We start from the raw sequence: 22,593 nt of genomic DNA, 5'->3' as shown, positions 1-22,593 counted from the left end.
AAAAAGGTTGGATTTTTTAATATGATACGATATATAACAAATCAAAAAGCAGAAATTGATATTCATAATATGCAGCGTGATCAAGCCAAACGCTATATTGAACAATTCTTAAACAAAGTAAATGGGAGCATTCGTGAAGTATCAATTATTCATGGCTATTCCAACGGCACAGTTTTGCTCAATATGGTGCAAAAAGGATTACGTCATCCAAAAATCCAATCCAAAGTAAAAAGTATGAATCCCGGAATTACTATCTTAATTTTAAAATAAGAAAAGCCTACGATAACAATGTCGTAGGTTTTTGTTATTTAAGTTGAAACTATTCGAAAAATTATAACCAATGGAATAATAACCAAAGTAATAATATCCAATATAGAAGAATCATTTCCGGAACTGTGTCTACATTTCTTTGACAATATGAAATAAGAACTATACATATTTTTGTTGTGGATTAACTCACTATATATATTTAATGGAGTACCAATAGCAAAGGCTAAAATAGTTATATATTTAGGTAAAAATTGAATTGCTGGAATCCATCCTAAAAGGATACAGCTAAGAAAGGAAAACCACGATACGATAGACATTATAATATTGACATTATAAAAAACGCCTAAATCATTCATTTCATTTATTTTGATATACCATAAACGATTCCAAAATCCTTTGATGTATTTTTTGATAAAAGTATCACTTTGTAGTGAACGTAGTAAATCATAAATATATGAGCGCAAAAAACAATATAAAATTAATAGGTAAATGTTAGAAACAAATAGAATTATAAATTGCATTACTTTATATTCCTCACTGCCTTTTGATATGCTATTTTTACCGCCCAAGCTTGATGATCTAAAAACAATTTATCGATACATTCAGAATAAGATAACCATAGTAATTCGTGGTCTAATTCTGTTGGTGCTGAAACTTTATAAATAGAATGAATGAAATAAAAATAACCAATTGCATGCATAGAATATTCAAGAGTGTCAGACCAATGATATTTATCGCCTTTACAGATAAAATCACCCACTGCAACAGATAAACCTGCTTCTTCTAAACATTCTCTTTGAATACATTGTCCGTGTGATTCTTGTTGTTCCAACCCACCACCTAATAGAAAATAACCGGTTGGTGTTTTGATAATCGGAATTTCAAGGTCTTGATTAAACCCGATACCATAGATTCCGATTCTGTCTTTATAGTAAGTTCCAGCTTGCTTTACACCAAACGATTCTTGTAACATAAAGCCTCCATAAATTATATCATCTACAATACAATGAATACTGTTATTTTATGTTTTCTTGTTTTCGGAACCATTTGGTTGTATAGTTCCAATAGTTTTTAAGAAATAAAGCATCATCCATATCATTGATTGTTTTTCGTTTTACAATCATAAGTATGATTGCAAGTCCGATTGCAACATTTAAATATACATCTTTTAAATCAAAAGTGAAAAATCCGGTTACTTGTATGTAATCTAAGCTGCCATTCCAAAATACTTTGTCAATAAATGAGCATAAGGAGCCGGAAAGAAGAAAAGCAAAACATGAGTTTAACAAGTTATCTTTTTGATAAGTATTCGAAATAAAAATATATGCTGTTATAATAAACAGGATGATAATTGTTGTTGTAATAATATGCGCCCATTTTCCGACGCCAAGCTGTAGCATAGAATTAAACCAAGAGTAATCACGATTGAAAAGGGGACTAAAATATAAATATGGGGGGAGAATTGGCCGATATTCGTGAAAGAAAAATTGGTTAATAACAATTTTAATACTTTGTTCAATTGCAATAAGTCCTAGAATACAGGCCCAAGTTGTCTTGTTTTTCAATGAAGTTTGCACCACCTAGAGTTATTTCTTAATTATTTGCCCTTGCTCTTTATTCCAAATTAACTTTGCATTGTATATACTATGCTCATAGAGATATACATTGGTTAACTCATCTCTATATTTGTTATATACAGGATAAAAAGCAGGGGAATTGGTTTCTTCCATCCAAGGAAGCCACCAACCACCTTTAAACTTAATATAAAGGTTTCCGTTATTATATTGAGTAGTATAGCCTACATAATTAAATAAGCCGCCATAATGGAATCCAGAAACTTGAATATAATCAGAATTCACAATAACCTTTTCTAATCTTAAAGCTTCCAAAGAAGGAGTTTGCTGATATGCAATAACATATGTTCCAATCAAAAAAACGATAACAATACAACTTGTAATGAGTAATGCTTTCATTGATTTTACACTCATGATATTCTCCTTTTGTATCTTTATATGTTCAAAGATAATTTTAGTATATCCTATTTTTACCACATAAGCAAGAGGAATCAATGAAAAAATTGATTCCTCTTGTCATTTTTATTTTGCTATTTTATCTATAATTGCTAACAGTTCTTCAATTTTCTCGTCAGCATTTCCTCTTTCAAAAGCATCTTTCACACAATGCTTCATGTGTGCTTGTATAATTGCCTTGTTTACTTTTCTTAAGATAGAATCTGTTGCAAGAATTTGATTGGAAATATCAATACAATAGCGATCTTCTTCAACCATTTTTAAAATGCCGTCTAATTGACCTCTTGCGGTTTTTAAAAGACGTATAGTAGATTCTTTATCTGCTTGCATTTGCGTCACCTCTTTGTTTATTTTATTACGTTATGCAATACTTTCTACTTCATATCCTGCATCAGTAATTGCTCTAGTTAATACGTCATCTGCTACTTCTTTTGTAAGCGTTACGCTTGCAGTTTTCGTTTCTAAGTTTACAGTACAAGAAACACCGTCGATTGCATTTAATACAGCTTCCACTCTTGCTGAGCAATGTCCACAAGACATTCCGTTAATGATAATTGATTTAGTCATTTTAAAATCTCCTTTATTTTCATTTGTTATTGATTTGCTTTGTATTACATGATGAAACTTTGGCTTGAATAGCTTTAATCTTAGTGCATTGGAAACGACACAAACAGAGCTTAAACTCATAGCTGCCGCTGCAAACATTGGGTTCAACTTCCATCCAAGTAACACATAGAATACGCCTGCTGCAATTGGAATACCAAGTGTGTTATAGATTAACGCCCAAAATAGATTTTGTTTAATGTTGCGAAGGGTAGATTTACTTAGCTGAATTGCTGAAACAGCGTCGAGTAAATCACTCTTCATCAAAACAACATCAGCGGATTCAATCGCAATATCCGTTCCCGCACCGATAGCAATACCGACATCTGCACGAGCAAGGGCAGGAGAGTCGTTGATTCCGTCACCAATCATAGCAACTTTTTTGCCTTGCTCCATAATGAGGCGAACATGTTTTTCTTTCTCTTGTGGCATAACTTCGGCAATGACAGTTTGAATACCAACAACATTTTGAATGGCTTTTGCAGTTTGTTTGTTATCACCCGTTAGCATAACCGTTTCAATGCCCATTGCAACAAATTCTTCAATTGCTTGTTTGCTTGTTGGCTTTACAGTATCCATAACCGCAATAATTCCAAGTAGCTTTTGCGTATCGGCAAAGAATAACGGGGTTTTTCCATCTGTTGTGAGCGTGTTTGTAATCTCTTCATATGGAGAAAAATCAATTTTATGCTTTTCCAGCAATTTTTGATTACCCGCAAGATACGTAATCCCGTCAATTTCGCCTTTAATACCTTTTCCGGTAATTGATATGAAATTTAAAACAGGTCTAAATGAGATATTTTCTTCTTTGGCTTTATCCATGATCGCGCTTGCCAACGGATGCTCAGATGAAGATTCCAACGAAGCTGCAATGGTAAGCAGTTCATGCTGCAAGATATTGTTATATACGAATAAATCGGTGACAATAGGCTTTCCCTCTGTAATGGTTCCGGTTTTATCTAAAACAACTGTATCAATGCTGTGTAGAATTTCAAGACTTTCGGCGGATTTAATTAAGATACCGTTTTGTGCCCCTTTTCCTGTTCCAACCATAATAGCAGTCGGTGTAGCAAGTCCTAACGCACAAGGACACGAGATAACAAGAACGGCAATACCAATTGAAATTGCAAATTCAATCGAATATCCTAATAAAAGCCAAACGGTTGTTGCAAGAAGTGCAATTGCAATTACGGTAGGTACAAAGATTGCGCTTACTTTATCCGCAAGTTTTGCAATGGGGGCCTTTGAAGAGCCAGCCTCTTCTACTAAGCGGATAATTTGAGCGAGCGTAGTGTCATCACCAACTTGTGTGGCTTTCATTTTAAAGAATCCCGTTTTGTTGATAGAGGCACCGGTTACCTTGTCGTTTATTTGCTTTGCCACCGGAATACTTTCACCCGTTAATGCGGATTCGTCTATAGAAGAACTTCCCTCTATCAAGATACCGTCTACAGGTACAGATTGACCTGGCTTTACAATAATAATGTCACCTATTACTAAATCTTCGGTTGCCACTTCTATTTCTTGCTCATTTCGGATAACAAGTGCAGTTTTAGGAGTCAAATCTAATAGTTTAGAAATAGCATCTGAAGTTTTACCTTTTGCTCTGGTTTCAAGATACTTACCTAATGTAATTAACGCAAGAATCATAGCTGCAGATTCAAAATATAAGTCCATTGAGTAACGATGAACCAAATCCATATTTCCATGACCAAAGCCATAGCCTATTTTAAAGATTGCGTAAATTCCATAACTCATTGCTGCAGTACATCCAATTGCAATTAAGGAATCCATATTTGGTTGTCCCTTGAATAGTGTTTTAAATCCAGTTTTAAAGTATTTAAAGTTAACATAGATAATAGGGAGCGACAGCAAAAATTGAGTAAATGCAAAGCTGAGTGCATTTTTATGTCCTGCTAAAATGGATGGAAGCGGTAAGCCGATCATATGTCCCATAGAAATATAGAACAAAGGAATTAAAAAAATTATTGAAATAATGAGTCTTACTTTCATACTTTTTAGCTCGCCTTGAATGGTATCTTGTGGCTTTGCTGTGCTTTGCTGTTTTATGTTTGGTATACTCGCTCCATATCCCGCATCACCAACAGCTTTTACAATTGCTTGGTCATTTAGTTGATTTTCTTCATATTCAACAACCATATTGTTGCTTAATAGATTGACTTGTACGTTCTTTACTCCTTGAAGCTTACTTATATTTTTTTCAATATGAGCAGAACAAGCAGAACAAGTCATACCTTGTATATTAAACTTTCTTTTCATTTTAACCTCCCATACCCCAGAGGGGGTGCATGATTTCATTATACTGAATTTCTGTACTTTGTCAAGTAGTATTTTAAGATAAAAAAAGATGCGAAAGATAAAGAATGTGGTATAATACAGTTGTTAAATTAAAATTTTATAAAAGGCAGGATATAAAATGGAGCAAATTAAATTGGGAAAATATCGTCATTTCAAAGGCAACGAATATCGTGTTATCGGTCTTGCAAGGCATTCTGAAACATTAGAAGAAATGGTCGTTTATCAAGCACTTTATGGAGAATATGGTTTATGGGTGCGTCCATTATCTATGTTTTTAGAAACAGTGCAGCGTGACGGTAACACTTTTCAACGCTTTACTTATATCGGAGAATAATATGAATTTTACATTAAAGACTTGGACACAAAGTGATTACGATAATTTATTACTGTATATTCATGAGTTAGCAGATAAAAAATATCAGATATTTAATCAAAGGCTTCTTCCTAATGTCAATAATGTTATTGGTGTTCGTATGCCATTATTACAAAAGATAGCTATACAAATTGTAAAGGGAAACTGGAAAGAATACCTTACTTACGTAAATGATCAATATTACGAAGAAACCATGCTAAAGGGCTTGGTCATTACAAAAGTAAAAATAGATTTATTAGAACACTTTGAGCTGATTGCAGAGTTTGTGCCTTGTATTAACAATTGGGCTGTGTGTGATTCTTTTTGTGCAGGCCTTAAAATTGCGAAAGAATACCCTGATAAGGTATTCGATTTTATTAAGCCATATTTGTTATCAGATAACGAATATAATATTCGCTTTGCCGTTGTATTGATATTATTTTATTATATTAATGACGAATATATTGATACGATACTCTCTTTAATGGAAAATATTCATCAAGACGGATACTATGTAAAAATGGCAGTAGCATGGTGTATTTCTATGTGCTATGTGAAATATGAAGAGAAAACAATATCGTTTTTGAAACATAGTAGTTTGGATGATTTTACTTATAATAGAGCGTTGCAAAAAATAAGTGAATCGAATCAAGTAAGTCGAGATAAAAAAGCTGAAATTCGGAAAATGAAACAAACATAAATAATCGCTCACGGTTTTTCGTGAGCGATTATTTACGCTTATAAGATTTTCAATAAAAGGTTTATCCGGTCTACTTTAAACATGAATTAGCATTCTTACTTTAAGTACTCTTCTAAACATATTTTTTTCTCTTTCATTTCTTTAGCAGCATCTATACCAACATAGCGATAATGCCACGGCTCATTGGATATTTTGGTTATATTTATTTTGTCTTTAGGATAGCGATAAATAAATCCAAATTTAAAAGCATTTTTCTCTAACCAACTATACCCCTGTTCCCATGTTGTATCTCCAAGAACGCCAAAATCAATAGCAAGCCCGGTTTCATGTTCGCTTTCACCAGGTAACGCAACCCATTTAATTGTTTGAGCTTTCGCTAAAGTTGTTGATAGACCTTCATTAACGTATTTATTAACACGCTCATCAAATAACTTTTGTTGCTGTTCATAACTACGATATGCAGCGTTAATACAAAGCTTTATATTGCTATTTTCTGCTTCTTTCATCAAATCAATAAGACTTTCGTTAATTTCCTTGGCAACTTGTACCGTAACTCCTTTTTTATTGTCAATGTTAACTAAATCCACAGTATAGTTTTTTGATAGAGGATGATCTGAATTTACTAATATAAGTTTATTGTTGGTTATGCTGTCGCTATTTTTATTATTGTTGTTATTCAAAGATTTTAAATATTCTTCTAAACATATTTTCTTTTCATAGATTTCCTTTGCAGCTTTTTCTCCAACATAGCGATAATGCCATGGTTCATAGTTAATTCCGGTTAGTTCGCTTTTATCAGAAGGAAATCTTAAAATAAAACCATATTTATATGAATTTTTCATTAGCCATTTTTGTTCTGCAGTATTTTCTTGCTTTTTATCTAACGTTTGGTAGCTTTTTGCAACAATATCTACAGCTAATCCTGTTTGGTGTTCACTGGTTCCTGGTATTGCTACCCACATGGCAGCTTTCGCTTCCGCAGTTTTTTTGTCGTTTCCTTGGGAAATGTATCCACGGACTTCTTGGTTATATAGTGATTGCTGCTTTTCAGTTGTTCTGTATGATGAACAGATTACGGGTGATAGACCTTGATTTCTACAATCATCCATCATTTTTTGTAAATTCGAGTATGCTCGTTTATCTATAGAGTGACCATTGCTTAATAATGTAAGCTCAATCTTGAAATTGTTCGGTAATCTATTCCATGGGTTGACTAAAATTAAATTCCAATTATTTGACGAAGTTGTATTTTGTGTTTCAGATAATGTGGAAGACTCGCTTGAATTATAATTCATATCTTTTGTATCATTACTTATATTTAATAAATTATATGCTACCGTATATATTATACCAATAACGATTAGCATTAAGATAATAACAGTAAATAAAGTAAAAGATTTTTTTATTTTGTAACGCTTTTTCATAAGTTAATCCTTTCTACATTGAAAATGCCTAATGGCTATATTCTAAGAATATCACCATTAGGCATTTTTAGTTTTAACTATTCCAAACGAGAAACTGATTTCTTTCTGAATAAAATCATACAATTTTCTTACAGCCATTCGGAAGAAGAATTTTAAATGTAATTTTATCATTTTCGCTATTGGCTATTATCTTGCCTTTGTGTAATAAAATAATTTCTTTGGCAATTGCAAGACCAAGTCCGGAACCTCCGGAATTAGTTGCACGAGAAACATCCAAACGATAAAATTGCTCAAAAATCCTTTCCAATTTTTCAGGAGAAATTGTATTCCCATCATTAGTAAAAATAATCTCTACTTCGTTGTTTTTTTCCGTCAGCGTGATATCAATAATACCATTATCAAAGCTGTAATTGATTGCATTTCTTATAATATTATCAAACACTCTTTGTAATTTATCAGGATCACATTTTATTTCAATATTATGCTGTAAATTAAAACGAAATGTTAGATTTTTATCTTGTAGCATCGGTGCAAATTCTGATGCTAATTGCTCGATCATGAGAGTCAAATTAATATTGCTATAGCACAATTCGATATTTGTAAGATTAAACCTAGTAATTTCAAAAAATTCGTTAATTAAATCTTCCAATCTTTGCGCTTTACTAGTAGCAATAGTTAAGTAGTGGCTTTTTAATTCGCATGAAATATCTTTTTCATCTCTTAGTAATGTTAAATATCCTAATACAGATGTAAGAGGAGTTTTTAAATCATGCGCAAGATAAACGATTAAATCGTTCTTTCTTTGCTCAGCTTCTCTAGCTGCATAATTACTTTTTTGAATGTTGCTTTTTATATGATTGAGCTGATTTTCTATATCTTTAAGTTCAGGCGGTAGCTGTATAAATTCATTTTTATTAAAATAAATGTCGTTCGTTGCTTCAACAACCAGTTCTAAATAAGATAATGTTTTTTTCCAGTAATGAGCAAAGAAAATGATTAGCCCAAGTAAAATCAATATAGTAATGACTAATACTTTATTATTGTCTATAACTTTGAGCGCTTTGTAAAGGGAATCATAGGGCTGCCAAGCATGGAGACTTGTGATGCTGATACCAATAAGCATTAACATTACAAGACTGGCGCTATAGATAAACATGGATATCAAAAAACGAGAAATAATATAAGTAGTTAATTTCTTTTTGTATTGATTTATATAATGGTTTTGACTATTCAAGTTTATAACCTACTCCCCATATTGTTTTAATAAATCTTGGCTTTCTTGCCGGCTCATGTAGCTTATCTCGAAGACGTGCGATATGAGCCATTACTGTATTATTATTGTCATAAAATTTTTCTTTCCAAACAGCTTCAAACAATTCTTCAGAGGACACAACTTTATCTTTTCGCTCACATAAATAACACAAAATAGAGAATTCAATTGGTGTTAAATCTATCTTTTCATCAAACAAAGTACATATATGAGTATCTACATCAACATATAGACCTCTTATATCGTATAATTTGCTTTGACTGTCTAATTCAATTTGCTTATTGTAATTGGAATATCTTCGTAACTGAGATTTTACTCTTGCAACTACTTCTAGCGGATTAAAAGGTTTGGTTATATAATCGTCAGCGCCAAAAGATAATCCCGTTATTTTATCAATATCTTCAACTTTAGCAGTTAACATTATAATAGGGAAAAAATGCTTTTCTCTAATTTTTTTACATAAGTTAAATCCACTAATGTCAGGGAGCATAACATCTAATATTGCTAAATTGAATTTTTCTGTTTCAATCAATTGCATTGCGTCAATTCCGTTAAAAGCTTTCTTTACCGAATAATTGTCATTTGCTAAATATACTTCTAATAAATCTGCAATTTCCTTTTCATCATCAACAATAAGTATTTGGGGGTTCAATAAAATCACACCTTTACAAAACACAATATTATTATTCAGTATACCATATTTTAAGTTAAAATCAAATTCATAAAACAATTTCCAACAAACTATGGTTGAAAGCTTTTTATTGCATATAAATGGAATGCTTTAATTTAACACAAATAATTACCCATTTTATTTATTATTCTATAATTTCTCCATCTGTTGAGATCGTAACAATATTCCAAGGTATCATTTTACCACAGTTTTGTAGTGCGTTAATAGCGGCATTGGCAATACCGCCACAGCAAGGAACTTCCATTCTCACCACTGTAACACTTTTAATATTGTTTTGGTGAAGAATTGCAGTCAGTTTTTCCGAATAATCACCTTCATCCAGTTTTGGACAACCAATGATTGCAATATGATTTCGTATAAACTTGTTATGAAAATCGCCATAAGCAAATGCTGTACAGTCAGCAGCAATTAGCAAGTTAGCTCCATTAAAGTAAGGTGCATTTACAGGAACCAGTTTTATTTGAACAGGCCATTGATTTAGCATAGAAGGCATTTCGTTTGCTGTAACAGCAAGTGGAGCGGGTTTTGCTTCTCTTTGGATTGCTTTTGCATGTGTACCTGGGCAGCCGCAAGCAAGTGGTTTTAACTGTTCCATATTTTGTTTTACTGCCGCTTCATCAAAAGCCAAAGCTTCACGCTCTTCAAATGAAATTGCATCAGTAGGGCAAACCGGTAAACAGTTGCCTAAACCATCACAGTAATCATCTCGAAGTAGTGTTGCTTTTCCGTCAACCATACCAATTGCACCTTCGTGACAAGCGGAAACACAAAGCCCACATCCATTACATTTCTCTTGGTTAATTTTAATTATTTTACGAATCATTTTCATTCTCCTTCATATTATTGAATTTATTATTTCTATTTGATTTCTTGTTATTAGTATAGTATAATCTATCTAACAATTACGTTGCATTTGCAACAAATTTTAAAATTATTTGAATGGTGGTTTTATGAAGCAAATTGATATTTTAATGAAATGTCCGTTATTTAAAGGTATGCAGGAATTTGAAATCCATAATATTTTAAATTGCTTTCATCCAAAAATAGTCAATTGTTCTAAGGATCAAACAATCTTTTTTATTGGAGATTCGGTTAACAGCGTGGGTATTGTTTTGAGTGGAGTTGTTCAGATATCCAAAGAAAACATTTATGGCGATAAAACCATTTTAACGGAAGTAACGCAATCTGATTTATTTGCTGAGACTTTTGTTTGCGCAGGTATTTCTGAAATTCCCGTTAACGTAACTGCAATGAGTGATTGTATAGTTTTATTTATCAACTTTAAAAAGATGATAACAGAATGTGAAAATGCATGTGTATTTCATACAAAGCTGATTGAAAATATGATGCGAATTATTGCATATAAGAACTTATTGTTGAATCAAAAATTAGAAGTAGTATCAGGAAGAACAATACGTGAAAAATTAGAAGCTTATTTTAATCAGCAACGGCAGAAACAAAATGCGTGCACATTTCACATTCCTTTTTCTCGTCAGGAGCTTGCCGACTATCTTTGTGTTGATAGAAGTGCATTATCAAGAGAGCTATGCAAAATGAGAGATGAGGGTGTTATTGCATTTGAAAAGAACAGATTTTCTGTATTATTTTAATTTAATAATACATTTTGTAGATATATGTCGATTAAGTAAATAAAAGAGTAAAGGATAAATGGGATGGATAAGATATTTGAAACGAAAAGATTATACGCTAGAAAACTAACAAAAGATGATTGGAATAATTTGAGCGATATTTTGCAAGATGAACAAGCAATGTATGCGTATGAGCATGCTTTTTCTGATGAAGAAGTAACCGATTGGCTGAATCGTCAGCTTAAACGTTATGAGGATGATGGGATTGGATTGTGGGCACTAATTGATAAGAAAACAGGGAAATTTGTCGGACAAGCAGGTTTAACGAAACAAAACTCTCCGATTGGAACTGAATTTGAAATAGGGTATCTTTTAAAGCGTAGCGAATGGCATAAGGGATATGCAACAGAGGCCGCAATTGCATGTAAAGAATATGCCTTTACAACGTTGGGGCTAGATAGGGTAGTTTCGTTTATTCGAGATAATAACTATTCCTCTCAAGCGGTAGCAAAACGGGTAGGACTTACAAAGCAAAATGAGTTTACAATTAACTATTATAACGTCACTATGCCACATTATGTGTATGTGATTGAAAAGGATTAGTGCAAGTTGTTATTATTTGTAGAAGTTCAATAATATATATTTCACCAGTGTAATGTAAACTGCTTTACACTCATGCACCGCAAAATGACAATGATAGGAGAAAAGAAAATGGACAAAACATGGATTGACGAATATTGCATGAAGAAAAAAGGTGTCGAAAAAGATTTTAAAGTGGAATGGCAATGGGATAGATATATGATAAATGGAAAACTGTTTGCAGCTATCTGTCATGATAAGCAAGGAAGACCGATTGTGACGGTAAAATGTGAGCCAATGTTTGGTCAAATGATGCGTACGGAATATGAAGAGATAACTGCAGGCTATTATATGAATAAAGAACATTGGAATTCTATTTTACTCGACCAAGGAGTACCACAAGCTGTCATAAAAGAAATGATTGATATGTCATATAGCCTAATTGTAAAATCATTACCAAAGAAACAACAAGCAGAGTTGATATAGGAAGGTTAGTCATTGATCTATTTTTTATAGTCAATACTTACATAAAGACTGTGAAAGGATTTTAGCTTTCATAGTGATTATACTTTCTGTTATTCATATTAAACCTGTTGAAAGCTTAACTTTTTTGTGGTAAACTTTTCTATATATACTACCATATTAAAAAGTGGTAGTGAGGAAATTTAACGCTCAGTGAGAGAATTTATATACCCTTAGTTGTATCGCTTGGCGCGTTATAATATATAATTTTATTGAAAGGAATGAATAATATGAAAAATACAATATTAGTACCTACAAAAATAATTTGGAGGGTGACTATACTTTAACCCTCCAACACAACGGAGGAAATATGTTTAACGAAGAAAAAGTAATCTCAAAATGGATAGCAGATATGTACGACAAAGATGAAACCGAAACAAACGATGTCGAGTTCGCTTTGGATATTATGGGTACCCAACCTAAAAAAATTCTTGAAATCGCCTGTGGAAGTGGTCGAATATTGGTTCCACTCGCTAAGGCTGGACACTCTGTTTTAGGACTTGATTTTGACGAGTATATGTTATATAAAATCGGAGCAAAAGCTATTGGTTTAAAAAACATATCTTACAAAAAATCTGACGTCATACTCGATGAATGGGATGTAAATTTTGATGTGGTTATGCTGGCAGGTAATTTCCTATTTAACATTGTTTCAGAGAATAGTTATGACAAAGCACAAGAATTATTATTTAAAAAATCAGCAAAATCTCTTGAGTACGGAGGACATATTTATATTGATTATGGTTATACATTATCTCCCGAAAACTGGTTTTGCTTTTCAGAGGAAAGAATTATTTGGGAAGGCACTGATAGTGATGGAACTTATGGGAAAATGACGCTTTCTGACAGCACCTTTGATAAAGAAACCGGAATGAATGAATTTGTTCGCAAATTTGAGCTAACATTAAAAGATGGCACGAAAATCGAGCAAAAGATTAACTCAAAAAAGCATTTTGCAACGCTTGACCAAATAAAGAATTGGCTTGAAAAGTATGGATATTGTGTTGAAAACATTTATGGTGACTACAATAAAAATCCAATTAGCGAAACAACAAATAGAGCAATTGTTTGGGCAAGAAAAATATAGTTTATAAGTTTCTATTATGAGTATTCGCTTGATATGAACATTTTACGCACTGCTAAAGCTAATCTTGATTACACTGAAAGTGTGGGCAACCTCGCCAGTATCGGCTTGGTTGCCCTCTTGCTATATATCAGGTGTTAATCATTGGGTTATGCCTACTGACTATCTGTAAATAATGATAGTTAATTGATTAAATAATTCTAACAATCTATTGACAAAGGAATATTACGGTGTTATATTGTATATACAGTATATATACAATATTTAAGAGCTTGAGAACAAGTGCACAGTTTGAATGCTCTTTTTAGAGGTGTAGAGATGGAGTTAATTATCAGTAATTCAAGTGGTAAACCAATTTATGAACAAATCACAAGTCAGATTAAAAATATGATAATGATTGGTGAATTAAAAGAAGGCGATGCACTTCCGTCAATGCGCCTATTAGCAAAAGAATTACGTATTAGTGTTATTACGACAAAGCGAGCTTATGAAGATTTAGAACGAGATGGATTTATTGCAACAGTAACCGGAAAAGGGAGCTTTGTTGCAAGCAAAAATATAGAGTTCTTAAAAGAACAGCAGCTTAAATTTTGTGAAGAACATTTGCAAGAGGCAGTTGATATTGCAAAGAAAAGCGGAATTGAGTTGGCGGAGTTAACGGAAATGCTCACATTATTATATGAAGATAATTAAGGGGGAACATCGATGACGGATTATTGTTTACAAATAGAAAAATTATCTAAAAATTATCAAGATTTTCATTTAAGTAACGTAAATTTAAATTTGCCGAAAGGCAGTATTATGGGATTCGTTGGGGAAAACGGAGCAGGAAAAACAACAACAATTAAAGCAATATTAAACTTAATTCATAAAGATAGCGGAACGATAAAAATATTTGGGCTAGACCATGAAAATAACGAAAAAAAGATCAAGCAAGATATTGGCGTTGTTTTAGATGAAAGCAATTTTCCACAAAATTTAACTCCACTTGATATTGCGAAAATATTAAGTAATATATATACCAATTGGGATAATACTCTTTTCTTAAATTATCTAAAGCGCTTTGCTTTGCCTGAAGGAAAAGTGATAAAAGAATTTTCAAAAGGTATGAACATGAAGCTTTTAATTGCTTGTGCATTAGCCCATAAACCAAAGTTGCTGATTTTAGACGAGGCAACAAGTGGATTAGATCCTGTTGTGCGCAGTGAAATTCTTGATGTATTTTTAGAATTTATTCAAGACGAAGAACACTCTATTTTGCTGTCTTCGCATATAACAAGTGATTTGGAAAAGGTTGCAGATTATATTACATTCATTCATCAAGGCAGAATATTATTTTCCGAATCAAAAGATAAATTGATATACGAATATGGAATATTAAAATGCAAAGCTTCGGATTTTCAGCTTATGGATAAGAAAAAAATGATTGCTTATCGAAAAAATGAATTTGGCGTAGATGTATTGGTAACCGATAAGCACTATTTTTCTAAAACATATTCGAACGTAGTTGTAGATCAAACCTCTATTGATGAAATGATGTTATTGTTTGTAAAGGGGGAAAGATTATGAGAGGCTTGCTGATAAAAGACTTTATTAACTTAAAAAGATATAATAAAACAATTATTGTAATTATTATTTTCTTTGCTGTTAATGCATTCATTGCAAAAGACGCAACAATATTATCGGGAATGATTGTTTTACTTTGTTCAATGATGTCGATTACCTCATTTTCATATGATGAAGCAGCAAAATGGGATAAATATGCGCTTTCAATGCCCATTAGCAGAAAAGAGATTGTACGTTCAAAGTATGTGCTTGCATTCATATTAACTTTATTTGGTGCATTCTTAGCATTTATTATAAACTGGATTATTTCTCTTTTTCTTCATAAAAGCTATATGGTGTTTGAACAGATTTTAATTTGCGGCGCAATAGCCGGAGCGGGTATGCTTTTTGTTAGTGTGTTATTGCCGTTTGTTTATAAATTTGGTGTGGAAAAGGCAAGACTGATTATTTTCTTAGTTGCTTTAATACCAATGGGATTAAGCTTTTTATTATCACAGTTAAAAATCTCATTACCTTCTGATGAATTTTTAAAATCGATAGGCTATGCGATACCTATTGTGTTGTTAATTATCATTTATCTTTCTTATGAAGCGTCAAAATCGATCTTTATGAAAAAAGAATTATAAAAGCAAGTGACTAAGGATGTTTTCCTTAGTCACTTGCTTTTTCATGGAGTAATACAATTGAATTAACAATTAGTTGGTATCATTTTTCTTATCTTTACTATTTCCATTGCTGTTTTGACTTTTTCCTTTTTCTGAGGAAACGCTAGAAGATGAACTACTATTTTTTTCATCTTTATTATTTCCGTTGTTATTTTGGATTTTTTCTTTAGAGGAGCTAGAAGATAAACTACTATTTTGTTCCTCTTTTTTATTTTCTTTAGAAGCAGGTAAATGAGATGATGCGTTTTTATTTTCTGGTGCACTGCTGATAGAATTTTCTGAAGAACTAGCGGATGATTTTTTATGTGGTTTATTTGTAACTTCATCTACTGGAATATGTTTGTTGTTAATAAATTTCATCAACTCCGTTATGTTAAGAGGTAATAGTTGTTCTAGTGTTATTGAACTATCTTTTTTCATAATGTTGCGGATAAAAGCCATTTTATTTGCTGAAATACCGTATTGTTCAGCTTGTTTTGCTATAGACTTATCATTATTTGCGTTTTGTTTAATAATATTTCCTTCAATATTTTTGTCTTCAAGAGTTTCGTTAATGTCTGTTTCAACTATGTTCTCTAAATTTTCGGTTTTATTTGGATCTTCATTTGAAACACTTACTAAAATTGCATTTTTATCTTCATTGATATATCCGTTTTCAACCATGGAATCAATAATAGCGGGAATAGCATCTTCAATATCGGTATGTTCCAGCTCTAGTTCGTTTGTAACTATTTTTGCATCTTCATTTAGTGCATTTACTTGAATTACTTCGTCTGCTTTGTTGGTAGCGATTTCAATGCTTGGATTTACATCAAGACTAATTACAGAATCAATTTTATTGGTAGAGGAAATTGTGATTCCGCCAATCAGAATACATAAAGCGATTGCAATAGCTGAGAAAGCAAGAATGAGTCGCTTGGGGGTCAATGTTTTCATTGCGGAGTTTTTCATAGTAAAGTCCTCTCTTTCTATTGGTTTAACATATGTAGTTGAAACTTGGTCATAAACATCCGGTGCAATTTGATAAATTGCTTTTTGAAGACGCTCATTGATTATTTTACGTTTCATAATTAACACACCTCTTTTTCGATTTGTTTTTTTAGCTTTGCAAGTGCTCGATGATATTTAGAAAGGGATGTTGAAAGTGGAATATGTAGGATATCTGCAATTTCATGGTGCTTTAATCCTGAAATGGCGTGTAGCAATATAATTTGTCTTTCTGTATCGTTTAAAGTAGTGAGGGCAGCTTTTAATATTATGGTATCTTCGTTATTTGTAATATCATCCAGATAGATAGCTTCTGTTAAAGTCTCTTCAAATGAATAGGTTCTTTTACGAGTTTGTTCTCTTAGTTTCATGAAAGATAAATTTTTTGCTATTGTTAATATCCAAGCAAGGGGTTTGCCTTGTGGAGTATAAAGATGTGCACTTGCTCTAATTTTTAAGTAGGTATCTTGCATTACATCTTGTGCATCTTCAGTATTTCTTAGTATTGATAAGATGTATGCAAATAGTGTTTTGTCTGTGGCACGATATAATTTTTCAAAAGCTTGTCTATCATTTTGTGCTATAAGAGAAAGCCATTGTTCATCTAAAATAGCTTTGTTGCAACACTCTTTTCGTGCCTTTTGATCCGTTGGCATGATACAGAATAAAAACATAAGTAAAATCCCTCTCTTTACTATAATAATGCAGTTGAACTTCATTTTATCGCATGCTTTTATAATATTTTATAATTTCATTTGAATAAAGTAAAGTTTTTGTAGAATTGCGTCGATATAGATTAAGTCAAGTAAATATTGGTCAATATTTTGTATCAGTTAAACATATTTATTTGAAATAAATACAAAAAGTCAATTTTTAGCAGTTGTAATTTTTAAATAAAAATTGTAAAATATACATATATATCACAAATATAATATTGATAATTATTGCTTATTTTGATATTGAAAGGAAAATGTTAATGGTTTGCCATATTGAAACAAACATTCTCTCTCTTGCATTTATCTCTATTCTTCTTTTTGATATGAGTAAAAACAATACGTCACATAGTCGACGTAGTAGGCTTTTTCGCTATATCTCAATTTTAACAGTAGTAAATATTATTGTTGAGTTAATAGCTGTTTTTATTTTGAGCTTTCAGTTTAGCGGAACAGTACATATAATGGTTCAGGCTTTTAATCATATGTTAACGCCTCTGCTTAGTCTGTTATGGTTTTATTATGGCTATTTAACAATCTTTCATGGAAAAAATATGTCAATTTATTACGTTTGCTTGTTTGCTTTACCTTATGTGGCTTTTTTAATCTTAACCATTTGTTTATCCATTTCTGCTGCGTTTTTCAATGCAGATTTGCCATACTTTATGAACAAAAGTGTTGGGACAAATGTGTTAATGCATGTTAGCGCATTTTACTCTATTATAACAATAGCAACAGCAATATGGAAAGCTAAATCTGTTGAAATCTCAAAGGTAATTGTAATTTGTATTTTCCCATTTCTGGTGATTTTAGCTCTGCATTTGCAGCTTTGCTTGCCGGAAGTTTTATTTACGAATGCTGCTTTAACATGTTCTTTGTTAATGACATATCTATTTCTACAAAATCGAAAAATTTCAATAGATACATTAACAGGAGCTTCTAATCGGACAAGCCTATTAAAAAAACTACGTAATTTTCATCGATATCGTGGCGGCGGATACTTGGTTATTGTGTCTTTAGATGATTTTAAATTTGTAAACCAAACATTCGGACAAGAAAATAGTGACGCTATTTTAAGAGTGGTTGCAAATTATCTAACGCAATTTATTCCGGATGGAGTTATCTATCGTTATAACGGTGATGAATTTGCACTTATATTAACGAAACAACAATGTAAAGACGTAAAGCACATTGTAAATGCAATTTTAGAGCGATTTAATGTTATTTGGGAATATAATCGTATTATTTTTATGTTAAGTGCATCAATCGGGGTGGTTCCTTTTCCGGCGCAATTTATATCAGCAGAACAATTATTATCAACTGCAGATTTTACAGTATATCAAGCAAAAGCAAGTGGTAAAAAAAGAGCAGTTTACTTTGATGACAAGTTGATGTTAGAATTGAATCGTCGTCATAATGTAAAATCAGCTTTAGAACGTGCCATTATTGAAGATAAGTTTGAATTATATTATCAACCTATATATAACATAAAAGAAAACAGGTTTGAGTATGCAGAGGCATTGTTGAGATTTACGGATGAAGAACTTGGTGTAATTGCTCCTTCGGAATTTATTCCGATAGCAGAAAAGTCAGGCTTGATTGGCGAAATTACTTATATTGTATTTGAAAAGGTTACTGAGATAATTGAACAAATGCAAGCGGAGCAAATACCAATAAAGGCTGTTGCAGTAAATTTATCTGCGGTGAATTTTATGCAAAAGGAATTAACAAATAAAGTGATATCGTTAATGAAAAGTAAATCCATTGAGCCAAGCCATATTATACTTGAATTAACAGAAGGCATTTTGATTGATTCATTAGATGGCGTAAAAGAAGTAATGAATTTTTTTGCCAATAATGGTGTCATTTTTGCGCTTGATGATTTTGGGGCAGGATATTCTAATGTTTCTTATTTATTGAATTTACCATTTCATTCTGTAAAATTGGATCGTTCTATTGTGAACGCTAGTGCGAATAACTATATTTTGCTTGACTCTGTGATTACAATGCTTCATAAATTAGGAAAAAAAGTAGTAGCTGAGGGAGTTGAAACGCAAGAGCAAAAGGAGCTTCTTCAACGATTATCTTGTGATTACATTCAAGGGTATTTGTATGCAAAGCCTATGCCAAAAGAAGAATTTATTGCATTGTTATCAAATCAAAAAGAAGTCGAGCTTAGTTTAAAATAGTAATTAAAAGAAGATAAGGCTACTACCTTATCTTCTTTTTGTAGTTTTGTCCTTCATATTCCTATAACTTGTATCATAATATATAGCATAATACTAGTAAGAAAGAAGGACAAGTGATGTCAGATAAGTTAGCTACACCATTGTTATTATTAGATAATAGTAACATGATTACGGTTATTAACCAAGGAGAGTTTAAATGCACAAATCTGTCCTTTGAAGAAGCAAAAGCTATAATGGAGTTGCATACACAAGATGAAGTTCTGCGGTGTTTCACGAATAATACAATTGAAACCATAATTTTTGAATATCTGGGGATAGCAAAACAAAATTATCAATATAAAAATATAAGAAATATGAGAGTAGGGCAAGATGCCATTGTATTCAAGCTTTATACTACCCCATCTGAGACAAAACCTATTATTAAAACAATAGAAGGAATTGAAGCCAAAAAAATTCAAAATGTCTATGTATATTGTCAGTTTATATCAAGATTAAAGTAGGACATTGTAAAACGGAGAAAAATTTTCTCCGTTTTACTTGTAGTAATTTGCGCTTTAAATCCATTGAAAATAGGCTTCATCCATATATTTTACATAAAAAATTTAATTTCAATGATTAATTTAGTGCAAGTTAGCATTGACAAACTCAATCAATAGTGTATAATATGAGTTAGCATATGCAAACTTGCATGGATATATGATATAAATATTAGAAAATGGCTTTTAAAATGGTTAGGAGGATAAATGGCAACATTAAAGAATTTACGTCCCGGCGAAAAGGGTATTGTAACACAAATTGAAACAAAAGGCGCATTGAAACGTCGTTTGATTGATATGGGCATCACGCCTGGTGTTGAAATCATGGTAAGAAAGGTAGCGCCGCTTGGCGATCCAATTGAAATTAACCTAAGAGGATATGAACTTACCATTCGTAATACGGAAGCACATAGTATTCATATTATAAAAAATGATAAAAAGTAAACGGAAAATTTGGAGGATTTATGGCTCATAAAATGGCACTAGCCGGAAACCCCAATTGCGGTAAAACAACGTTGTTTAATGTATTGACAGGAAGCAATCAATATGTTGGAAACTGGCCTGGGGTTACGGTTCAAAAAAAAGTTGGAAAAACAAAAGTAGGACATAGCGAGATAGTAGACCTTCCAGGAATTTATTCGCTATCGCCTTATACAATGGAAGAAATCGTTACGAGGGACTATATTATTGATGAAAATCCCGAAGTAATTATTAATATTATAGATGGAACGAATTTAGAGCGAAATTTGTATTTAACTGTGCAATTGATGGAATTGGGACGTCCAATGGTTATTGCAGTGAATATGATGGATGACGTTGAACAAAAAGGTTGGAAACTAGATTGTAATAAACTAGCGGTTGAACTTGGTATACCTGTTGTACCAATTACGGCTCGACGTGGATATAATGTTGATCAAGTATTAAAAAAAGCGGAAAAGTTAGCACATGGAAAAGAGTATTGCATACCGAAAATTGTTTATGATACTAAGACACAAAATGCGCTAAATGATATCTTGTTTATTATAAGTGAAAAGCATTATGATAAAGCAATTCCATTACAGTTTTTTGCAGGCAAACTATTGGAGGGCGACGAACAAGCTGCTAAAAAACTGGATTTATCTAAAAATCAAATGGCTCGTATTGAAGAAATTATCGTAGCTTATGAGGGCACAGCCGAGTATGGAGATCGTGAGACTATGCTCGCAGATGCAAGATATAAATATATTGAGCAGGTAGCAAAAAAATCATTGAATAAAGGAAAAGATGCGAACAAGCTAACGGTATCGGATAAAATCGATAAGATTGTAACCAATCGGTTTTTAGCTATTCCTATCTTTTTATTGATGATGTTAGGTATGTTCTTGTTGACCTTTGGTCCGATAGGGACAGTATTAAGCGATTGGGTAGACTATTTATTTCAAGGATTATTAGCACCAGGAGTGAAACTGTTATTGGATAATGCAAGTGCACCTGATTGGGCATATGGCTTATTCCTAGACGCAATTATAGGCGGCGTTTCCGGAATCTTGGTGTTTTTACCTCAGATTACGATTTTATTCTTGTGTTTATCATTGCTTGAGGATAGCGGATATATGGCAAGAGCGGCATTTATCATGGACAGACTTTTGCGAAAACTTGGATTATCAGGAAAATCTTTTATTCCAATGTTGATGGGGTTTGGGTGCACTACCCCAGCTGTTATGGCAGCACGAGCATTAGACAATGAAAAAGACAGAAAGCTCACCATGATGTTAACTCCGTTTATGTCATGTGGTGCAAGATTGCCTATCTATGCTTTATTTGCTGAACTTTTCTTTGAGAAAAATCAAGGCCTTATTGTTTTTACAATGTATATCTTAGGTATCGTTGTTGCAATTATAACAGGTGTTGTTTTAAAGAATACATTATTTAAGGGAAATGTTGCACCCTTTGTAATGGAATTGCCGCAATATCGCTTACCGTTATTGAAATCAATTTTATTACATGTATGGGAAAAGGTAAAAGGCTTTATTATTAAAGCGGGAACCATTATTTTTGCAATGAGCATTTTGGTTTGGGTGTTCCAAAACTTTAATACATCTTTCCAAATGGTAACTGATGCAGATCAAAGTATGTTAGGCCAGTTTGGTGCTTGGATTGCGCCAATCTTTATTCCATTAGGCTTTGGAACATGGCAAGCAAGTGTGGCTTTATTGACCGGCTTGATAGCAAAAGAATCGGTAGTAAGTACAATCACTGTTTTATTTGCAGGTGGCTCTCAAGCTGCATTGTCATCAGCATTAGCGGGAGCATTTACTCCATTATCTGCATTTGCATTTATGGCGTTTTCACTTTTGTATATGCCTTGTATTTCTGCTTTTGTTACCATACGTAAAGAAATGGGAAGCATGAAATGGGCGTTGGGAACAGCTGTTATGCAAACCGGTATTGCTTATTTTGTTGGCTTGCTGATTTATCAAATAGGTTCGTTGTTTATTCACTAAAAGAAAGGATATTATTAAAAG

Annotated in this window: 25 protein-coding genes; 14 read left to right on the top strand and 11 right to left on the bottom strand. The window is 32.4% G+C overall.

Translation table 11 applies throughout. The annotated features are described in order from the left end of the window. Positions 1-21: 21 nt before the first annotated feature. Positions 22-270 carry a Smr/MutS family protein gene (locus tag RBG61_RS04025; RefSeq protein ID WP_307946014.1) on the top strand — a complete coding sequence of 83 codons (249 nt, stop codon included), beginning with the start codon at positions 22-24 and terminating at the stop codon, positions 268-270. A gap of 520 nt (positions 271-790) precedes the next feature. Here RBG61_RS04025 and RBG61_RS04020 read toward each other — a convergent pair. From RBG61_RS04020 to RBG61_RS04000, 5 genes are all read right to left on the bottom strand, one after another. After that, complete coding sequence (locus RBG61_RS04020; protein ID WP_307946013.1) at positions 791-1,243, bottom strand: NUDIX domain-containing protein; 453 nt, start codon at positions 1,241-1,243, stop codon at positions 791-793. A gap of 43 nt (positions 1,244-1,286) precedes the next feature. After that, positions 1,287-1,835: a signal peptidase II gene (locus tag RBG61_RS04015; protein ID WP_307946012.1), complete on the bottom strand. Its 549-nt coding sequence runs from the start codon at positions 1,833-1,835 to the stop codon at positions 1,287-1,289. A 21-nt stretch (positions 1,836-1,856) separates the two neighbouring features. Further along, the gene (locus tag RBG61_RS04010) at positions 1,857-2,258 is read right to left on the bottom strand and encodes a hypothetical protein (protein WP_307946011.1); all 402 of its coding nucleotides are present in this window, start codon (positions 2,256-2,258) and stop codon (positions 1,857-1,859) included. Between the two features lie 108 nt (positions 2,259-2,366). Beyond that, complete coding sequence (locus RBG61_RS04005; protein ID WP_307946009.1) at positions 2,367-2,630, bottom strand: metal-sensing transcriptional repressor; 264 nt, start codon at positions 2,628-2,630, stop codon at positions 2,367-2,369. Between the two features lie 30 nt (positions 2,631-2,660). Continuing rightward, complete coding sequence (locus RBG61_RS04000; protein WP_307946008.1) at positions 2,661-5,183, bottom strand: heavy metal translocating P-type ATPase; 2,523 nt, start codon at positions 5,181-5,183, stop codon at positions 2,661-2,663. A gap of 157 nt (positions 5,184-5,340) precedes the next feature. Here RBG61_RS04000 and RBG61_RS03995 point away from each other — a divergent pair, with 157 nt between their 5' ends. Both RBG61_RS03995 and RBG61_RS03990 read left to right on the top strand, forming a co-directional pair. Continuing rightward, a complete protein-coding gene (locus tag RBG61_RS03995) occupies positions 5,341-5,556 on the top strand; it encodes a DUF1653 domain-containing protein (RefSeq protein ID WP_307946006.1) in 216 nt (71 codons plus the stop codon). Between the two features lies 1 nt (position 5,557). Further along, entirely contained in the window at positions 5,558-6,274 is a 717-nt protein-coding gene (locus tag RBG61_RS03990) for a DNA alkylation repair protein (protein ID WP_307946005.1), read from the top strand. A 95-nt stretch (positions 6,275-6,369) separates the two neighbouring features. Here RBG61_RS03990 and RBG61_RS03985 read toward each other — a convergent pair whose 3' ends face one another. From RBG61_RS03985 to RBG61_RS03970, 4 genes are all read right to left on the bottom strand, one after another. After that, on the bottom strand, positions 6,370-7,698 hold the full coding sequence (locus RBG61_RS03985) for a M15 family metallopeptidase (RefSeq protein ID WP_307946003.1): 1,329 nt from the start codon (positions 7,696-7,698) through the stop codon (positions 6,370-6,372). A gap of 115 nt (positions 7,699-7,813) precedes the next feature. Then, positions 7,814-8,932 (bottom strand): sensor histidine kinase, encoded by a 1,119-nt coding sequence (locus RBG61_RS03980; RefSeq protein WP_373889724.1) that lies wholly within the window; start codon positions 8,930-8,932, stop codon positions 7,814-7,816. Further along, complete coding sequence (gene vanR / locus RBG61_RS03975) at positions 8,925-9,620, bottom strand: VanR-ABDEGLN family response regulator transcription factor (protein WP_307947191.1); 696 nt, start codon at positions 9,618-9,620, stop codon at positions 8,925-8,927. The genes RBG61_RS03980 and vanR overlap by 8 nt, the downstream gene beginning before the upstream one ends. 163 nt (positions 9,621-9,783) lie before the next feature. Beyond that, complete coding sequence (locus RBG61_RS03970) at positions 9,784-10,482, bottom strand: ATP-binding protein (RefSeq protein WP_307946001.1); 699 nt, start codon at positions 10,480-10,482, stop codon at positions 9,784-9,786. A 127-nt stretch (positions 10,483-10,609) separates the two neighbouring features. On the opposite strand from RBG61_RS03970, the gene RBG61_RS03965 reads away from it, so the two are divergent. From RBG61_RS03965 to RBG61_RS03935, 7 genes are all read left to right on the top strand, one after another. Next, complete coding sequence (locus RBG61_RS03965) at positions 10,610-11,269, top strand: Crp/Fnr family transcriptional regulator (RefSeq protein ID WP_307945999.1); 660 nt, start codon at positions 10,610-10,612, stop codon at positions 11,267-11,269. Positions 11,270-11,332: 63 nt separating this feature from the next. Then, on the top strand, positions 11,333-11,851 hold the full coding sequence (locus tag RBG61_RS03960) for a GNAT family N-acetyltransferase (RefSeq protein WP_307945998.1): 519 nt from the start codon (positions 11,333-11,335) through the stop codon (positions 11,849-11,851). A 108-nt stretch (positions 11,852-11,959) separates the two neighbouring features. Next, positions 11,960-12,313: an MmcQ/YjbR family DNA-binding protein gene (locus RBG61_RS03955; RefSeq protein ID WP_307945997.1), complete on the top strand. Its 354-nt coding sequence runs from the start codon at positions 11,960-11,962 to the stop codon at positions 12,311-12,313. 346 nt (positions 12,314-12,659) lie between these two features. After that, positions 12,660-13,436 (top strand): class I SAM-dependent methyltransferase, encoded by a 777-nt coding sequence (locus tag RBG61_RS03950; protein WP_307945995.1) that lies wholly within the window; start codon positions 12,660-12,662, stop codon positions 13,434-13,436. 315 nt (positions 13,437-13,751) lie between these two features. Then, on the top strand, positions 13,752-14,126 hold the full coding sequence (locus tag RBG61_RS03945; RefSeq protein WP_307945994.1) for a GntR family transcriptional regulator: 375 nt from the start codon (positions 13,752-13,754) through the stop codon (positions 14,124-14,126). A gap of 12 nt (positions 14,127-14,138) precedes the next feature. Further along, complete coding sequence (locus RBG61_RS03940; protein WP_307945992.1) at positions 14,139-15,002, top strand: ABC transporter ATP-binding protein; 864 nt, start codon at positions 14,139-14,141, stop codon at positions 15,000-15,002. Continuing rightward, positions 14,999-15,625 carry an ABC-2 transporter permease gene (locus tag RBG61_RS03935; protein WP_307945990.1) on the top strand — a complete coding sequence of 209 codons (627 nt, stop codon included), beginning with the start codon at positions 14,999-15,001 and terminating at the stop codon, positions 15,623-15,625. The genes RBG61_RS03940 and RBG61_RS03935 overlap by 4 nt, the downstream gene beginning before the upstream one ends. A 69-nt stretch (positions 15,626-15,694) precedes the next feature. Here the strand turns inward: RBG61_RS03935 and RBG61_RS03930 are convergent, their stop codons facing one another. Together RBG61_RS03930 and RBG61_RS03925 are read right to left on the bottom strand one after the other, a co-directional pair. After that, positions 15,695-16,732, bottom strand: a complete 1,038-nt coding sequence (locus RBG61_RS03930) for an anti-sigma-I factor RsgI family protein (RefSeq protein ID WP_307945988.1) — start codon at positions 16,730-16,732, stop codon at positions 15,695-15,697. Between the two features lie 2 nt (positions 16,733-16,734). After that, on the bottom strand, positions 16,735-17,325 hold the full coding sequence (locus RBG61_RS03925) for an RNA polymerase sigma factor (RefSeq protein WP_307945987.1): 591 nt from the start codon (positions 17,323-17,325) through the stop codon (positions 16,735-16,737). A gap of 593 nt (positions 17,326-17,918) precedes the next feature. On the opposite strand from RBG61_RS03925, the gene RBG61_RS03920 reads away from it, so the two are divergent. The 4 genes from RBG61_RS03920 to feoB all read left to right on the top strand — a co-directional run bounded on the left by RBG61_RS03920 (position 17,919) and on the right by feoB (position 22,572). Further along, a complete protein-coding gene (locus RBG61_RS03920; protein WP_307945985.1) occupies positions 17,919-19,553 on the top strand; it encodes a putative bifunctional diguanylate cyclase/phosphodiesterase in 1,635 nt (544 codons plus the stop codon). Between the two features lie 116 nt (positions 19,554-19,669). Further along, positions 19,670-20,053, top strand: coding sequence for a hypothetical protein (locus RBG61_RS03915; protein WP_307945983.1), 384 nt, complete (start codon positions 19,670-19,672; stop codon positions 20,051-20,053). 243 nt (positions 20,054-20,296) lie between these two features. Further along, a complete protein-coding gene (locus RBG61_RS03910) occupies positions 20,297-20,533 on the top strand; it encodes a FeoA family protein (RefSeq protein WP_307945981.1) in 237 nt (78 codons plus the stop codon). Between the two features lie 20 nt (positions 20,534-20,553). After that, positions 20,554-22,572 (top strand): ferrous iron transport protein B, encoded by a 2,019-nt coding sequence (feoB, locus tag RBG61_RS03905; RefSeq protein ID WP_307945979.1) that lies wholly within the window; start codon positions 20,554-20,556, stop codon positions 22,570-22,572. Positions 22,573-22,593: the final 21 nt, after the last annotated feature.

Origin of the sequence: Paludicola sp. MB14-C6 (genome assembly GCF_030908625.1) — a bacterium.
In the GTDB taxonomy this organism is placed as follows: Bacteria; Bacillota; Clostridia; order Oscillospirales; family Ruminococcaceae; genus Paludihabitans.
This window is presented reverse-complemented; position numbering and strand designations above follow the sequence as displayed.

What these genes read in the sequence shown, in the direction of transcription:
- RBG61_RS04025 (WP_307946014.1), top strand. Translation starts at nt 22, where the DNA reads ATGATACGATATATAACAAATCAAAAAGCAGAAATTGATATTCATAAT.
- RBG61_RS04020 (WP_307946013.1), bottom strand. Translation starts at nt 1,243, where the DNA reads ATGTTACAAGAATCGTTTGGTGTAAAGCAAGCTGGAACTTACTATAAA.
- RBG61_RS04010 (WP_307946011.1), bottom strand. Translation starts at nt 2,258, where the DNA reads ATGAGTGTAAAATCAATGAAAGCATTACTCATTACAAGTTGTATTGTT.
- RBG61_RS04005 (WP_307946009.1), bottom strand. Translation starts at nt 2,630, where the DNA reads ATGCAAGCAGATAAAGAATCTACTATACGTCTTTTAAAAACCGCAAGA.
- RBG61_RS04000 (WP_307946008.1), bottom strand. Translation starts at nt 5,183, where the DNA reads ATGAAAAGAAAGTTTAATATACAAGGTATGACTTGTTCTGCTTGTTCT.
- RBG61_RS03995 (WP_307946006.1), top strand. Translation starts at nt 5,341, where the DNA reads ATGGAGCAAATTAAATTGGGAAAATATCGTCATTTCAAAGGCAACGAA.
- RBG61_RS03990 (WP_307946005.1), top strand. Translation starts at nt 5,558, where the DNA reads ATGAATTTTACATTAAAGACTTGGACACAAAGTGATTACGATAATTTA.
- RBG61_RS03985 (WP_307946003.1), bottom strand. Translation starts at nt 7,698, where the DNA reads ATGAAAAAGCGTTACAAAATAAAAAAATCTTTTACTTTATTTACTGTT.
- RBG61_RS03970 (WP_307946001.1), bottom strand. Translation starts at nt 10,482, where the DNA reads ATGATTCGTAAAATAATTAAAATTAACCAAGAGAAATGTAATGGATGT.
- RBG61_RS03965 (WP_307945999.1), top strand. Translation starts at nt 10,610, where the DNA reads ATGAAGCAAATTGATATTTTAATGAAATGTCCGTTATTTAAAGGTATG.
- RBG61_RS03960 (WP_307945998.1), top strand. Translation starts at nt 11,333, where the DNA reads ATGGATAAGATATTTGAAACGAAAAGATTATACGCTAGAAAACTAACA.
- RBG61_RS03955 (WP_307945997.1), top strand. Translation starts at nt 11,960, where the DNA reads ATGGACAAAACATGGATTGACGAATATTGCATGAAGAAAAAAGGTGTC.
- RBG61_RS03950 (WP_307945995.1), top strand. Translation starts at nt 12,660, where the DNA reads ATGTTTAACGAAGAAAAAGTAATCTCAAAATGGATAGCAGATATGTAC.
- RBG61_RS03945 (WP_307945994.1), top strand. Translation starts at nt 13,752, where the DNA reads ATGGAGTTAATTATCAGTAATTCAAGTGGTAAACCAATTTATGAACAA.
- RBG61_RS03940 (WP_307945992.1), top strand. Translation starts at nt 14,139, where the DNA reads ATGACGGATTATTGTTTACAAATAGAAAAATTATCTAAAAATTATCAA.
- RBG61_RS03935 (WP_307945990.1), top strand. Translation starts at nt 14,999, where the DNA reads ATGAGAGGCTTGCTGATAAAAGACTTTATTAACTTAAAAAGATATAAT.
- RBG61_RS03930 (WP_307945988.1), bottom strand. Translation starts at nt 16,732, where the DNA reads ATGAAACGTAAAATAATCAATGAGCGTCTTCAAAAAGCAATTTATCAA.
- RBG61_RS03925 (WP_307945987.1), bottom strand. Translation starts at nt 17,325, where the DNA reads ATGTTTTTATTCTGTATCATGCCAACGGATCAAAAGGCACGAAAAGAG.
- RBG61_RS03920 (WP_307945985.1), top strand. Translation starts at nt 17,919, where the DNA reads ATGTCAATTTATTACGTTTGCTTGTTTGCTTTACCTTATGTGGCTTTT.
- RBG61_RS03915 (WP_307945983.1), top strand. Translation starts at nt 19,670, where the DNA reads ATGTCAGATAAGTTAGCTACACCATTGTTATTATTAGATAATAGTAAC.
- RBG61_RS03910 (WP_307945981.1), top strand. Translation starts at nt 20,297, where the DNA reads ATGGCAACATTAAAGAATTTACGTCCCGGCGAAAAGGGTATTGTAACA.
- feoB (WP_307945979.1), top strand. Translation starts at nt 20,554, where the DNA reads ATGGCTCATAAAATGGCACTAGCCGGAAACCCCAATTGCGGTAAAACA.